At 63.2% G+C, this 14,342-nt stretch carries 14 protein-coding genes, 1 tRNA gene and 1 pseudogene; 1 reads left to right on the forward strand and 15 read right to left on the reverse strand.

Features of this window, described 5'->3' with window-relative positions; translation table 11 throughout:
• Positions 1-771 precede the first annotated feature (771 nt).
• Positions 772-1,653 carry a zincin-like metallopeptidase domain-containing protein gene (locus QZ213_RS13290; RefSeq protein ID WP_291686534.1) on the forward strand — a complete coding sequence of 294 codons (882 nt, stop codon included), beginning with the start codon at positions 772-774 and terminating at the stop codon, positions 1,651-1,653.
• A gap of 351 nt (positions 1,654-2,004) precedes the next feature.
• Here QZ213_RS13290 and QZ213_RS13295 read toward each other — a convergent pair.
• From QZ213_RS13295 to QZ213_RS13365, 15 genes and pseudogenes are all read right to left on the reverse strand, one after another.
• A tRNA-Phe gene (locus QZ213_RS13295) sits at positions 2,005-2,080 on the reverse strand.
• Between the two features lie 153 nt (positions 2,081-2,233).
• Positions 2,234-2,398 (reverse strand): annotated as a pseudogene (gene yacG, locus QZ213_RS13300) (DNA gyrase inhibitor YacG); the annotation flags it as partial.
• 124 nt (positions 2,399-2,522) lie between these two features.
• The gene (locus tag QZ213_RS13305; protein ID WP_291686535.1) at positions 2,523-3,146 is read right to left on the reverse strand and encodes a Maf-like protein; all 624 of its coding nucleotides are present in this window, start codon (positions 3,144-3,146) and stop codon (positions 2,523-2,525) included.
• Positions 3,147-3,350: 204 nt separating this feature from the next.
• Complete coding sequence (locus tag QZ213_RS13310; protein WP_291686536.1) at positions 3,351-3,818, reverse strand: arsenate reductase ArsC; 468 nt, start codon at positions 3,816-3,818, stop codon at positions 3,351-3,353.
• Between the two features lie 147 nt (positions 3,819-3,965).
• Positions 3,966-4,460, reverse strand: coding sequence for a UPF0262 family protein (locus QZ213_RS13315; RefSeq protein WP_291686537.1), 495 nt, complete (start codon positions 4,458-4,460; stop codon positions 3,966-3,968).
• Positions 4,457-5,752, reverse strand: coding sequence for a histidinol dehydrogenase (gene hisD / locus QZ213_RS13320; protein ID WP_291686538.1), 1,296 nt, complete (start codon positions 5,750-5,752; stop codon positions 4,457-4,459). The genes QZ213_RS13315 and hisD overlap by 4 nt, the downstream gene beginning before the upstream one ends.
• 245 nt (positions 5,753-5,997) lie before the next feature.
• Positions 5,998-6,453 (reverse strand): DUF2948 family protein, encoded by a 456-nt coding sequence (locus QZ213_RS13325; protein WP_291686539.1) that lies wholly within the window; start codon positions 6,451-6,453, stop codon positions 5,998-6,000.
• A 123-nt stretch (positions 6,454-6,576) separates the two neighbouring features.
• Entirely contained in the window at positions 6,577-7,866 is a 1,290-nt protein-coding gene (gene murA / locus QZ213_RS13330; RefSeq protein WP_291686540.1) for a UDP-N-acetylglucosamine 1-carboxyvinyltransferase, read from the reverse strand.
• A gap of 112 nt (positions 7,867-7,978) precedes the next feature.
• Positions 7,979-8,638, reverse strand: coding sequence for an NAD-dependent epimerase/dehydratase family protein (locus QZ213_RS13335; RefSeq protein WP_291686541.1), 660 nt, complete (start codon positions 8,636-8,638; stop codon positions 7,979-7,981).
• 17 nt (positions 8,639-8,655) lie between these two features.
• Positions 8,656-9,480 carry an alpha/beta hydrolase gene (locus tag QZ213_RS13340; RefSeq protein WP_291686542.1) on the reverse strand — a complete coding sequence of 275 codons (825 nt, stop codon included), beginning with the start codon at positions 9,478-9,480 and terminating at the stop codon, positions 8,656-8,658.
• Positions 9,481-9,606: 126 nt separating this feature from the next.
• The gene (locus QZ213_RS13345; protein WP_291686543.1) at positions 9,607-10,110 is read right to left on the reverse strand and encodes a hypothetical protein; all 504 of its coding nucleotides are present in this window, start codon (positions 10,108-10,110) and stop codon (positions 9,607-9,609) included.
• Between the two features lie 260 nt (positions 10,111-10,370).
• Positions 10,371-11,285, reverse strand: a complete 915-nt coding sequence (locus QZ213_RS13350; protein WP_291686544.1) for an alpha/beta hydrolase — start codon at positions 11,283-11,285, stop codon at positions 10,371-10,373.
• A 30-nt stretch (positions 11,286-11,315) separates the two neighbouring features.
• Complete coding sequence (locus tag QZ213_RS13355) at positions 11,316-11,624, reverse strand: UBP-type zinc finger domain-containing protein (RefSeq protein WP_291686545.1); 309 nt, start codon at positions 11,622-11,624, stop codon at positions 11,316-11,318.
• Between the two features lie 6 nt (positions 11,625-11,630).
• Complete coding sequence (locus QZ213_RS13360; protein ID WP_291686546.1) at positions 11,631-11,939, reverse strand: EthD family reductase; 309 nt, start codon at positions 11,937-11,939, stop codon at positions 11,631-11,633.
• Between the two features lie 46 nt (positions 11,940-11,985).
• Complete coding sequence (locus QZ213_RS13365; RefSeq protein WP_291686547.1) at positions 11,986-13,701, reverse strand: FAD-dependent oxidoreductase; 1,716 nt, start codon at positions 13,699-13,701, stop codon at positions 11,986-11,988.
• Between the last annotated feature and the right edge of the window lie 641 nt (positions 13,702-14,342).

Genomic DNA, 14,342 nt, shown 5'->3' on the forward strand with positions numbered 1-14,342 from the left:
TGGTCAATAAAATCCGGGCTTCGACGTGAAGCGAGACTATTGCCGGGCGATGCGACATTTTTGCAGCGCCTGCTCACGGGCTGGAACTGATCGAGAGGCTTGAATTTGGTTCCGTTCAGCGAGAAGGAACGGACAGATGTTTACGGCTCGACGCCGGTCGCCCGTCCTTGGCCACAGCAATTATCTCGGAGGTCGGCGCTCAAGGTTAGTTCTCAGCGAGCACATGGCGGTCGAGGGTTTTACCTTGTCACCTTGCTATTGCGGCAGATCGCAAAGCGTCGGGGCCACCTGAAAAGTGACGATCAGATTTGCTTGGGCGTCTCGGTAAGATGGAGCGGCGCTGCGATAATGCGCGTGGCTGCCGAGGGTCCAGCAGCCTTAACCCGCCTATCGTAGTTCGCTGCGAGGTCAAGCAATCGTCGCTTGGTAAATTCGTCGGCACTCTCCGCGAGGCTGCGGCAGCGTTCGGCATGAGCCTTCAAAAAGTTCGTGTCCACGGCAATCCCCCACTCAACAACACATTCAATTTTGCACAGCTCGACGGTTCAATCTACTGGGACCCGCACTTTTAATACTTTGTTAACCATTACCTTTTGGGGGACCTATCAGCGCGGCACACGTCTCGCGCGCGCGAGACGGGGGGCCCTGTCCATGCTCCCCGGGGGATAGGATTTTCGCCCGCCAGCCTGACGCCCAACAGAGACCCTTGCCCAACGCGGCTATGGCGCGCGGCCGACCTTGGCCGCGTCAGCCATAACAGCGAGGCAGGCGATGAAACGTGATCTCTACGCTGAGGTATCAGCGCGCATAATAACAGAGTTAGAAGCCGGTGCCGCCCCTTGGGTTAAACCATTGTCCGCAACCCCCGGCGCGAATACGCCCTGCAATGCCGTAAGCAACCGGCCCTACTCGGGCTGTAACGTCGTCCTGTTGTGGATGGCGAAGGCGGCCGGCTATCGCACGCCGCGCTTTCTCACATTCAAGCAGGCTCTGGAGTTGGGCGGCAATGTCCGCAAGGGCGAGCACGGCACCAAGGTCTATTTCGTGAAGCAACTGCAGGTTCGCGACCACGGCGCGGACGATAACTCCGCAACGCGCCTGATCCCGATGATGCGCGAGTATACGGTTTTCAATGTAGATCAGTGCGACAACCTTCCCGAGAGCATCACCACAGGGAAGCCGACCCGCGTTCGTAATCCCGACGCTCGCGACGGGCTTGCCGACGCCTTCCTGCACTCAACTGGCGCGGACATCCGGGAGGGCCACGGCGAAGCCTGCTATGTACCCAGCCGAGATTTTATCTCGATGCCGGCATTCGCCGGGTTCAAGGGCGCGGATCACTTCTACAACGTGGCATTCCACGAGTTGACGCATTGGTCGGGCCATAAGTCGCGCCTCGATCGTGACTTGAAGAACCGTTTCGGCTCCCACAACTACGCGGCCGAGGAACTCATTGCGGAGTTGGGCGCCGCGTTCCTGTGTGCGGAATTTGGCTTTGACGGGGACGTCCGGAACGCGGGCTACATTGCCAACTGGATCGAGCTGTTAAAGGCCGACAAACGGGCATTTTTTACAGCCTGTAGTCAAGCGTCCAAGGCGGCTGACTACCTGCGCGGCTTGGCCCTTGCCGGGCCGTCGGAGAGGGCGGCGTGATGGCACCGCACACCACCCAACGTGCACGCCATGAGCCGCTCTATGACGTCCACCCGACGACCGGCGCGAGCATTGAGGTGTTCTATGCCGATCGCGCTCTGGAAACATTCGGCAGGGGCGGCGCTGGTTGGTTTTGGTGGTGTCGCCGACGCGGGTCTTCGCCAGACAGTCCGGCGGCTGGTCCGTTTGCTACGAGCTACGCAGCGTATCGGCACGCGATGATTACGCCGGCGCCGATGCTTCGGCGTTGACCTCAGAACGCAATAGCCGGCCCACAGCGTTAATGCGGACACAGCGCGGACATAGCGATTTTTGAAATGGCGTCGGTGCTGGCTAAATCATTGATTTTAATGGTGCCCAGGGGCGGGATCGAACCACCGACACTGCGATTTTCAGTCGCATGCTCTACCAACTGAGCTACCTGGGCATTTCCCAAGCCACAGGGGGTTGGGAGCGGGGGTTTATAGTCAGGCCGGGCGGTCATGTCCACCACGCTTCGCCCCTTGGCTTCGCGTGGCGCAGCCATGCGGACGGGTTACCGACCAAAGGACGCTAACAGCGCGAAAATACAAGAATCTCGCTAATCCGCGTCTTCGTCCGCCTCGGGACGGCCGGGGATGGCGTAGGAATTCGACAGCCAGCGGTTCAGATCGACGTCCCGGCAGCGTTCGGAACAAAAGGGGTGCGAGGCCTCGGTGGCTGGCTTGCCGCAGATCGGGCACAGCTTTGCCGATCCCTTGGCCGAACCTTTGGAAGATCCCCTGGCCGGGCCTCCAGGTTCCTTGGCATGGCCTTCGGCCGATCCTTGGCGCGATCCTTGGCCCGATCCTTGGGCCGATCCTTGGGCCAATCCGGGCTTTTCTGGTGGCTTAACTGGCATTCAACCAACCGAAGCGGATGGGGAAACCTTCGCCGCCGAGCAGCGAAATCGATTCGTACAGCGGCAGGCCCACGACATTGGTGTAGGAGCCCACCAGCTTGACCACGAACGACCCGGCGATGCCCTGGATCGCGTAGCCGCCGGCCTTGCCGCGCCACTCGCCGGAGCCGATGTAGGCTTGGATGTCGTCCTCGCTGAGGCGCTTGAAGCGCACCCGGGTCTCGACCAGGCGCTGGCGAAAGGCCTCCTTCGGCGTCACCACGCAGATCGCGGTGTAGACGCGGTGGTTGCGCCCCGACAACAGCCGCAGGCATTGCGAGGCCTCCTCGACCAGATTCGCTTTCGGCAGGATGCGGCGGCCGACCGCTACCACGGTGTCGGCGGCGAGAATGAAGGCGCCGCGCAACTCGTCATCAAGCTGCACCGATTTCAGCGCAGCGTCGGCCTTGGCCCGCGCCAGCCGGTTGGCGCAGGCGCGCGGCAATTCGCCCCGCTTCGGGGTTTCGTCGACATCGGCGGGACGCAGCGCATCCGGCTCGATGCCGGCCTGGTTGAGCAGAGCGAGGCGACGCGGCGAACCGGAAGCAAGTACGAATTTGGGACGGCCTAGCATGCGGGCTTTTGTCGGCGGGAGGGAGGGGTACGAACGCGCGCGGAACCTATCGGAAGGGATTGGTCGAGACAACCGGCTAACACATTATCGTCGCCGCCGCGAACCCATCGTCGCCCCCGGCGAAAGCGGCGGCCCATACGCCACGGCCCGCGGCCTTCGCAGGAACGACACAAAAGATTCATCCGCCGCTGACCGGGCGAATCTTCACACGCTCACCGAGCCGGCCTTGGAAAACCGCCGGCGGATCCGCATCGACAAGGCATCGCAGACCTCGCGATAGGCAGCCAGCTTCTGCTCGCGGTTTCCTTCCGCGCCGGTCGGATCCTGCGTCGGCCAGTATTCGACCTCGGCCGCATGCGTGCGCGTCAGTTCCAGCGCCTTGTGGTGCGCCTCCGGGGACAGCGTGATGATGAGGTCGAAATTCAACCCTTCCCAGTCGTCGAGTTCCTCGAACGTCATCGGCTTGTGGCCTGAAATGTCCTGGCCCAGTTCCGCCATCACCGCGACCGCGAACGGATCGAGCTCGCCCTTGCGGACGCCGGCGGATTTGACGTACAGCGCCTTCGGAAACATGTGCTGCAGCAGGCTTTCGGCCATCGGAGAACGCACGCTGTTCAGGCCGCATGCAAACAGCACGGCCTGCGGGGTGCGCGCACGCGAAGGCGCTTCCATGGATCAGGATCTTCTTTTCTTGCGCATGATCCGATCCGAAAACCGGTGCCCACCTTGCGCTAACGCGGCCCTTCGGGTCGGGATCATGCGTCTTTTTCTGCGCATGATCTGATCCGAAAACCGGTGCCCACTTTTCGGGATCATGCGCTAACCCTTCCAGTGCAGCACGCAGATCAGCGTGAACAGCCGGCGGGCGGTTTCGAAATCGACCCGCACCTTGCCCTTCAAACGCTCCTGCAGCGTCCGCGAGCCTTCGTCGTGGATGCCGCGGCGGCCCATGTCGATGGCCTCGATCTTGTCCGGCGTCGCGGTGCGGATGGCCTGATAATAGCTGTCGCAGATCATGAAATAGTCTTTGACGATGCCCCGGAACGGCGTCAGCGACAGCAGGTGCACCACCACCGGCGTGCTGTCCTCCTTTCGGATATCGAACATCAGCCGGTTGCCGGTGATGCCGATATGCAGCGTGAACGGTCCCTCCGCGACGCCTTCCGGCGCGAACAGGTTCTCCTCGATCAGGTCGTAGATCGCGATCGCGCGCTCGTGCTCGATGTCGGGGCCGGACCGCCCGATCGATTCCTCATCGAGCGTTACCGCGACGATGCGGTTGTTGGCGTCCTCGTCTCGTGGCGGTTTGGTCATGTCAGGTTGAGGCGCAATCCGACCGAGCGCGCATGCGCATCGAGGCCTTCGGCCTTGCCCAGCGTCATTGCCGCTCCTCCCAGCGCGCGCAGCTGGTCGGGACCGCATTTCAGGATCGAGGTCCGTTTCATGAAATCGAGCACGCCAAGCCCGGAGGAGAACCGCGCCGAGCGCGCGGTCGGCAGCACGTGGTTGGAGCCGCCGACATAGTCGCCGATCGCCTCGGGGGTGTGCGGGCCGATGAAGATCGCGCCGGCATTGCGGATCCCCGCGGAAAACGCCTCCGCATCGGCGGTCATGATCTCCAGATGTTCCGCGGCAATCGCATTCGCCAGCGGCACGGCGTCGTCAAGGCTTTTCACGACGATGATCCCGCCGAAATCGTTCCACGAGGCCCGTGCGATTTGCGCGCGAGGCAAGGTTGCGAGCTGGGATTCCACCGCGCGTTCGACCTCACCGGCCAGCCGCTCGCTGTCCGTGATCAGGATCGACTGCGCGTTGACGTCATGTTCGGCCTGCGCCAGCAGATCGGCGGCGATCCAGCCGGCATTGCCGCTGTCGTCGGCGATCACGAGCACTTCGGAAGGGCCCGCGATCATGTCGATGCCGACCTTGCCGAACACCAGCCGTTTTGCCGCGGCGACATAGGCGTTGCCGGGGCCGACGATCTTTGCCACCGGCGCGATGGTCGCGGTGCCATAGGCAAGGGCCGCTACCGCCTGCGCGCCGCCGACGCGGTAGATTTCGGAAACGCCGCCGAACTGCGCCGCCGCCAGCACCAGCGGGTTGAGCTTGCCGTCCGGCGACGGCACCACCATCACCACGCGGCCGACGCCGGCGACCCTGGCCGGCACCGCGTTCATCAGCACCGAGGACGGATAGGCGGCGGTGCCGCCGGGAACATAGAGCCCGACCGCCTCGATCGCGCTCCAGCGCCAGCCGAGTTCGACGCCGAGCGCGTCGGTGAAGCGATCGTCCTTCGGCAGTTGCCGCTGATGAAAGACTTCGATCCGGTCGCGGGCGAATTTCAGGGCATCGACAGTTTCGACGTCGCAGGCCTTCACCGCGGCGTCGATTTCGGCCGGTGTGACGCGCAGGCCCTTCGCCGTCAGGTCGAGCCGGTCGAATTTCCGCGTCGCCTCGATCAGCGCCGCGTCGCCCCGCGCCGCCACGTCGTCGACAATGGCGCGGGTCGCAAGCTCGATATCGGCCGATACCTCGCGCTTCATCGCGAGAAAATCAGCAAATCGTTTGGCGAAATCGGCGCTGCTGCGGTCGAGGCGAACGGGCATGATGGCTTTCCGGGCGAGGGTCTCTGTGCGAAGCCCCTCTGCTCAATGGCGCGGCGGCAATTTGCCGTCAACCCTTTGCTTTGATGGATCAAGTTAATCGTGGCAGAGCAGGGCATCCGTCGTTCCGGGATGGTCCGAAGGACCAGACCCGGAATCTCGAGATTCCGGGTTCGCGTCTTCGACGCGCCCCGGAATGACGGTTCTATATCAAATGCTCGCGGCAACGTCGAAGTCACCGGGCGTGGTCACGCCCCCAGCCCCGACGATTCGGCGTCTTCGCCCATGTCGCTGGTGCCGAGATCGTCGGCGCCGAGGTCGGTCAGCTGGCATTCCAGGCACTCGACGTCCAGCCGCAGCGCCCCGCCATGGTTGAACAGCAGCACCGCGCTGCCGCTCGGGGCTTCGCCGGGATGAAACTCGATTCCCACCAGTTCCAGCGCGGTGTCGGGAGTCCCCAGATCGATATTGCGCGACTTGCACGACAACACCCGGTCGAACCTTAGTGCCGCGATCAGGCGACGCGGCGCAGTTTGCCCCGCCAGCGTCTGTTCCCAGTCCAGCCGGCTCATGCCGACCACCAGCCGCTTTTCGCCCTGCCGCCAGATGATGTCGGCGGTCCGCACCCTGGCGTCCTGGACATGCGCCGAGATGACGGCCAGATCGTCGGCATCAAGCGCGATCAATTTGAGCTGGGCCGTCATCGCTCACCCCTGGTTTGCGGTATTCTACAACGGATTGACTTTTATTCGAATCGTCATCCCGTTCTATCTTTGTTTGCGCATGATCTTTTCGGAAAACCGGTTCCCACTTTTCCGGATCATGCGCTATCCGCTGATGCGCTCGATGGTAGCGCCGCAGGCCGACAATTTGTCCTCGAGCCGCTCAAAGCCCCGGTCGAGATGGTAGACGCGGTTGACCATGGTTTCGCCTTCGGCGGCAAGCCCAGCGATGACAAGCGACACCGAGGCGCGCAGATCGGTCGCCATCACGGGCGCGCCGCGCAATTGCGCGATGCCGTCGATGGTCGCGGTTTCGCCGTCGAGGCTTATCCGCGCCCCGAACCGCGCCAGTTCCTGCACATGCATGAAGCGGTTCTCAAAAATCGTCTCGGTGATGTGCGAGCTTCCCTTGGCGCAGGCCATCAGCGCCATCAGCTGCGCCTGCAGATCGGTCGGAAAGCCCGGAAACGGCGCGGTCGAGACTTGTACCGGATTGATGCCGGCGCCATTGCGGCTAACCCGAATGCCCTCGTTGTTGGGGGTGATGATCGCGCCGGCCTGGGTCAGCACGTCGAGCGCCGATTGCAGCAGTTCGGGGCGCGCGCCGGCCAGCTGCACCTCGCCGCCGGTCATCGCCACCGCCATCGCATAGGTGCCGGTCTCGATTCGATCGGGGAGCACGGTGTGCCGCGCGCCATGAAGTTTTGTCACGCCTTCGACCGTAATGCGGGGGGTGCCGGCGCCGGAGATACGCGCGCCCATCTTGTTGAGGCAGTCGGCGACGTCGTGGATTTCCGGCTCGCAGGCGGCGTTGGTGATGATGGTCGTGCCTTTTGCCAATGTCGCCGCCATCAGCGCGACATGGGTGCCGCTGACCGTGACCTTGGGAAAGTCGATCGACCCGCCCTTGAGGCCGCCGGGCGCCTTCGCCACGACATAGCCGCCATCGATGGTGAGTTCGGCGCCGAGCTTCTCCAGCGCCATGATCAGGAGATCGACCGGCCTTGTGCCGATGGCGCAGCCACCGGGCAGCGACACTCTTGCTTCATGCATCCGCGCCAGAAGCGGCGCGATCACCCAGAACGAAGCGCGCATCCGCGACACCAGTTCGTAAGGCGCCGTGGTGTCGATGATGTTGGCCGCCGAAATGTGCAGGGTCTGGCCCTGATATTCACTGTCGCCGGGCCGCTTGCCCACTGAGGTGATGTCGACGCCGTGATTGCCGAGAATGCGCTGCAGTTGGGCGACGTCGGCGAGCCGCGGCACGTTATCGAGGATCAGGGTTTCCTCGGTCAAGAGCGCCGCGATCATCAGAGGCAGTGCGGCATTCTTCGCGCCCGAGATCGGAATGGTGCCATTGAGCTTGCTGCCGCCCACGATGCGAATGCGATCCATGCCGATCCCCGATTTTGGCTGAGCATAAAGTATAGAGCGAATGCGCCCCATATGGCAAAAGCGTGAAATTTGCGGCTATTTGATGGGGTGACGGCCAGTTGGCCGAAGACGGCTAGAGCTTGTTGATATCCTCGCTCTCCAGCACCGGCCGGGGAAAACCGTCCCGCGCCACCTTGATCATGGCGCGGCCGACCTGCTCGGTCGTGGTCATATATTTCGGCGCCACGCGGTTGAGCAGCGACAGCAACGGCGCGGCACCGACATAGATCGCCTGCACCCAGGCCGTCTTCGAGCGGATGCCGTGCAGCGGCTGGATGCCGGCAGGGCGAAACATATAGGCCGCCTTGAACGGCAGCTCGAGCAGGTCGTTCTCCGTCTTGCCCTTGACCCGCGCCCACATCAGGCTGCCTTTTTCGGTTGAGTCGGTCCCGCGGCCGGTGACGTAGACGAACACCATCTGCGGATTTAGTCTGGCAAGCGTTCGCGCCGCGGCGAGCGTGATGTCATAGGTCAGATGACGGTAACGTTCCTCGTTCATTCCGACCGAGGAGACGCCGAGGCAGAAGAAGCAGGCATCGTAGCCCGCGAGCCCGGACTCGATCGCCGAATAATCCAGGAAATCGTCGTGGACGATTTCGCGCAGTTTTGCGTGGCGCTGCCCGGTCGGACTGCGTCCAACTACGAGTACGCTTTCGACGCCCCCGTCCAGCAGGCACTCGCGCAAGACGCCCTGCCCGACCATGCCGGTGGCGCCGAACAGGATGACTTTCATGGCCGGGCGAACTCCGCTCACCCCTTGATGAACGCGAGCAGGTCGGCGTTGATGGTCGCCGCTTCGGTGGTGGGCATGCCGTGCGGAAAGCCCTTGTAGGTCTTCAGCGTCCCGTTCTTCAACAGCCTCGCCGACAAAGGCCCGGCGTCGGCGTAGGGAACGATCTGATCGTCTTCGCTATGCATCACCAGCACCGGCACCGTGATCTTCTTGAGGTCTTCGGTGAAATCGGTCTGCGAGAAGGCGACGATGCCGTCGTAATGCGCCTTGGCGCCGCCCATCATGCCCTGGCGCCACCAATTCTGGATGACGGCCTCGGAGGCCTTGGCGCCCGGCTTGTTGTAATTATAGAACGGACCCGCCGCAACGTCGCGATAGAATTGCGAGCGGTTGGCGGCGAGTTGTCTCTGAAAATCGTCAAAGACGTCCTTGGGGAGACCGCCGGGGTTGGCCGCCGTCTTCACCATCAACGGCGGCACCGCACTGATGATGGCCGCCTTCGCCACCCGGCTCTCGCCGTGCCGCGCCAGATAGTGCACCACCTCGCCACCGCCGGTGGAATGGCCGACGTGAACGGCGTTCTTGAGATCGAGATGCGCCGTCACCGCCGCGAGGTCGTCCGCGTAGTGATCCATGTCATGGCCGTCGCCGGTCTGGCTGGACCGGCCGTGGCCGCGGCGGTCATGGGCGATGACCCGATAGCCGTGATTCAGGAAGAACAGCATCTGCGTATCCCAGTCATCGGCCGAGAGCGGCCAGCCATGCGAGAACACCATCGGCTGACCGCTGCCCCAGTCCTTGTAGTAGATCTCGATGCCGTCTTTGGTCTTGATCGTGGCCATGCCGGGACTCCTTTATGAGACTAGATCGTCATTCCGGGACATGCGTCAGCGTGGACCCGGAATCCGAATGTTGGTTGAGCGAGATTCCGGGCTCGGCGCTTCGCGCCGCCCAGAAATGGCGTGTTATCAGGCGTAAGCGGGCATCGGGCGGTAGCGCCGCATCGCGCCGATGATCACGACGACGAAGAACAGGAGCACGATGCCCTGGATGACGGCGAACGCCGGCCCGGACGGCGGGTTGCCCGGCGCCAGCGCAGTCAGCGCCGGTATCTTGAGGAAGCTCTGGATCACCAGCACGAACACGTTGAGATAGAGCGAGATCATCGCGGTCAGCACATAGATCCAGCGCCATGCGCCGGAAAGCTTCATGCCGTAGAGCGCGATGCAGGCAATCGCCAGCAGTACCAGCGAGAGAATGGCGATGATATGCGACGGCAGCAATTTCTCGAACGGAAACAGGAAGCCGGTGGCGCTGGTCAGAATCGTGAACAGCAGGAAGATGGCCGTCAGCGCGGGCATCCGGCTGGAGCCGAGCAGTCCGAACATCACGATGACGCCCGAAACGATCGCAATCAAACTGATGATCACGTGGACGGTGGTGAACATCGACAAACTCATGCCAAGGATCATGACACATTCCCCCTATTGAACCAGCGCGGATGCTACGACCCTCGATCGGAAATTTCCATTCACGCATCTGTGCAAACATAGTGCACATGGCGCCTGAATAGCTTTTCCGTTCCGCAGGATTCTTGTCGAATCGCCCGGTCGGCGCATGATTCAACTCAGTTGAATCATGCTCGTCGTCCATCCTCTTGTTCGAGCATGGTCTTTTCGGAAGACCGGTACCCACTTGGCGCTAGCGCCACCCTTCGGGTCCGGATCAAGCTCTAGCGATTGAGAAATTCGACCAGTTTCGGGATCACCTGGTCCGGCGCTTCTTCCATCAGCCAGTGCCCCGATCCCTTGACGAGTACGCCCTCGACATTGATCGCGACCATCTTGCCCTGCTCGATCAGAAATGGACCGCCGGCCTTCTCGCCCGACAGCACGAGCAACGGCATCGTCAGCTTGGTCTTTGCAAATCGCGCGAAATCCTCGGCATCCCCGGGAAAAGCGCCGAAGACTTCCATTCCCGCCGCCATGTGCCCGGGCTGGGCATAGGCCTTCGCATAAAATTCGCGATCTCGCTCCGGCAGCGATTTCTTCGGGTCGGCGGCGAAATCATTCCAGAAATGATCGAGATAAATCCGCTCTCGCCCCGTCACCAGCGCCAGCGGCGTCTTGCCGTAGAAGTGGAAATGCCAGAGATCGCGCAACAGGAAGACGCTGTTCCAGTCGCCGACGCCGGGCAGGAAAGCTTCCATCAACACCAGCCGATCGACTTCGCCCGGATATTGCGCCGCATAGGCGTAGGCGACCATCAGCCCGATATCGTGCCCGACCAGCCGGATATGGTCGTATCCGAGTTTCCTGACCAGGGCATGGATGTCCTGCGCCATCGCCGCCTTGGCGTAGCCGTCCGGCGGCGCGGACGACTGGCCGAAGCCGCGCAAATCCGGCGCGATCACGGTGTGTTTGTCGGCCAATTTTGCGATCAACGGCAGCCACATATGTCCGGTTTCCGCATAACCATGCAGCAGCACGACCGGGTCGCCCTTGCCGCTGATGAGATAATGCAGCCGGACACCGTTGACGTTGGCGAATTTGCTTTGCGGGGCCTCGGCGAATGCCTTGCCCGGACCGAGCAAGGCAACCGCCAGGAATGCGGCCAAGGTGACGGAACGAACGATTCCGTATCGCATCCATGGTTCCTTCGCTATCAAAACCGGGGTCTAGTAGTAGCGCGGGATCGGACCGTTGTGCGGGGTTTTTCGGTCCGACAGATCGAACAGCACTTCGTCGACATAGCACCAGCCCCAGCCCTCCGGCGGATCGTAGCCCTCGATGACCGGATGCTGCGTGGCATGGAAATGCTTGGTGGCGTGCCGGTTGGGTGAATCGTCGCAGCAGCCGATGTGACCACAGGCGCGGCAGATCCGCAGATGCAGCCACTCGCTGCCGCTCTTCAGGCATTCCTCGCAGCCGAGCGCGCTCGGCTGCACATTTCGGATACCCGCAATATGGGTACAGCTCTTCGCCATGCCGGTTCACACGTCCTTGGCGTCGAAGATCAGGATGTCGGCGCCGCCCGATGCAAAGTTCGGCACATCGGCTGCCGTCGCCTTGCCCTCGGCGCTTCCGAAGGCGGCCTGGACCGCGGCCACGCTGTCGAAGGTGAGGGTTGCGATCAGATGGATGCCGGACGGCCCGGCAGGAGTCCCAACGGGTCCCTGGCTGACCTGGTATTTTCGCAGGCCCGGCATTTTCTTGGCGAGCGGAATATGGGTCGAGGCATAATATTTGTCGAAAGCAGCCGGATCCTTTGGCGTCTTGTAAAGCACGACGACGTCAGCCATTGCGTTTCTCCCTTTTGCAGTAACCAGCCTTATTATAACCTGCTTATTATAACGCCGGTTTCGCGGCATCGCCGAGAAAACCGTGCAGCGCCGCCACCACCTGCGCGCCCTCGCCGATCGCGCCGCCGACGCGCTTGACCGAGCCCGAGCGCACGTCGCCGACCGCGAATACGCCGGGCACCGAGGTTTCCAGCGGCGCCACAAGCCGGCCCTGATTCTGTTCGGACTGCGCGCCGGTCACCACGAAGCCGCCGCGATCGACCGTGACGCCGCAGCCGTTGAGCCAGTCGGTGGCGGGATCGGCGCCGACGAACAGGAACAGGTTGCGGATTTCGGCGCGGTGATCTTCACCGCCCAGACGGCTGCGCCATCGCACGCGCTCGAGCGATCCGTCATCCCTGCCTTCCAGCGCGACCACCTCGGTGTTGAAGATCAATTCGATGTTCGGCGTGGCCTCGATGCGCTCGATCAGATAGCGCGACATGCTGGCGCCGAGGCCGCCGCCGCGGATGATCATGTAAATCTTGCGGGCGTGGCCCGACAGAAACACCGCGGCTTGCCCCGCGGAGTTGCCGCCGCCGACCAGCACGACCTCCTGCTCCGCGCAAAGCCGCGCCTCGATCGGCGAGGCCCAGTACCAGACGCCGCGGCCTTCGAATCGATCGAGGTTCTCGATCTCCGGCCGCCGGTAGCGCGCGCCGCTCGCGACCACCACGGAACGCGCGCGCAGCCTGTCGCCGCCATCGAGCGTCAGCGCGAAGGCGCCATCGGTGCGGGTGCAATCGAGCGCCTTCGCTGCCATCGGAATCATGATATCGGCGCCGAACTTCTGGGCTTGGGAGAAGGCGCGGCCGGCCAGCGCCTGACCCGAGATTCCCGTCGGAAAGCCGAGGTAGTTCTCGATCCGCGCGCTGGCGCCGGCCTGGCCGCCATAGGCGCGGGTATCCAGCACCACCACCGAGAGCCCTTCCGAGGCGGCATAGACCGCGGTCGCAAGCCCTGCAGGACCGCAGCCGACGATGGCCGCATCGTAGATCCTGTCGCCGGCCGGGCCGCCGATCATGCCGAGCGCCCGCGCGAGTTCGGATTCAGAGGGATTGCGAAGCACCGAGCCATCGACGGTGACCACCAGCGGCCAATCCGAGGGCGACGGCGAATAACGCGCGATCAGTTCGGCGGCGTCGCTATCCCTGTCCTTGTCGAGCAGGTGATGCGGAATGCCGTTGCGGGTCAGGAAGCTCTGCAGGCGGATGACGCCGCTGGAATCCTGCGGCCCGATCAGCACCGGACCGCCGACCCCGCCCTGGATCAGGCTGACCCGGCGCAGGATCAGCGCGCGCATGATGCGTTCGCCGAGATCGGCTTCGGCGACCAGCAGCGCGCGCAATCGCTCCGGCGGAATCAAGAGCGTTTGGACGTCGCCTTCGGCATGGCCATCGACCAGCGCGACGCGGCCCGAGAGCTGGCCGATCTCGGCGAGAAACTGCCCTGGCCCCTGATCGATGACCGGCGTGACGTGGCCGAGGCCGTCGCGCTGGGTGATCGCCACATGGCCGGACAGCACCACGAACATGCCCGGCCCGGGCTTGCCGGTCTCGAACAGCATTTCGCCGTTCTTGTAACGGCGCACCTCGCCGAACCGGCGCATGCGCGCCATCTCTTGCGGCGTCAGGGTGGGAAAGGTCTGCTCCAGACGGGGAAACACGCTTGCCGGCAACGCGCTGCCATTGGTCTCGCTTCCGGTCGCGGGGGTCACAGCCATCTCCGTCTCACATTACAGGAAGCTAGCAAAACCTGCCGCGGGCCCAACCCGGTTATTCGCCCGGCTTTTCTCCGCCGCCGTCATGTGGTGCGGCGGCATCGCCATGGGAAGGTGCAGGCGCGATGTCGTTTCGTCCCCGCGCCTGCGATTTTCGCCGCTTGAGGTTTTCGCGCAACGCCTGTTTCAACCGATCCCGTCTTGCATCTTCTTTCGCCCGGTGGCCTTCCCGCCCCCCGCCTTTATCCCTGTCATCCGTCATCATGGACCCGTTCGACTGCGGCGCGGCTCAACGAAGGCCGCTGTTGGCAGAATATATATTGTGTTTCGCTCGACGATCGTGCAAATCGCGGATCGCCGGGGCGGGCCAAATTCGAGGTCATCCTCCCGATCCAGGCGACGGCGGGGAAATCGGGAACCGCAACTGATCCCGATGAAGCCGGCACCCCAAGCCTCCCGCGCTGATTTTGGCCGTTTTTGATGGCCGGACAGCCCCTTCGCGCGCTTGCGCCAGCGGGGGCCTTGTGGCAAGGATCGGCCCGCCTGTAGGGGCCGTTTCGGCCGATTCTCGTACCGGGCATGCTGCCGTAGCTCAGTGGTAGAGCACTCCATTGGTAATGGAGAGGTCGACAGTTCAATCCTGT

Origin of the sequence: Bradyrhizobium sp. (genome assembly GCF_017881085.1) — a bacterium.
In the GTDB taxonomy this organism is placed as follows: Bacteria; Pseudomonadota; Alphaproteobacteria; order Rhizobiales; family Xanthobacteraceae; genus Bradyrhizobium.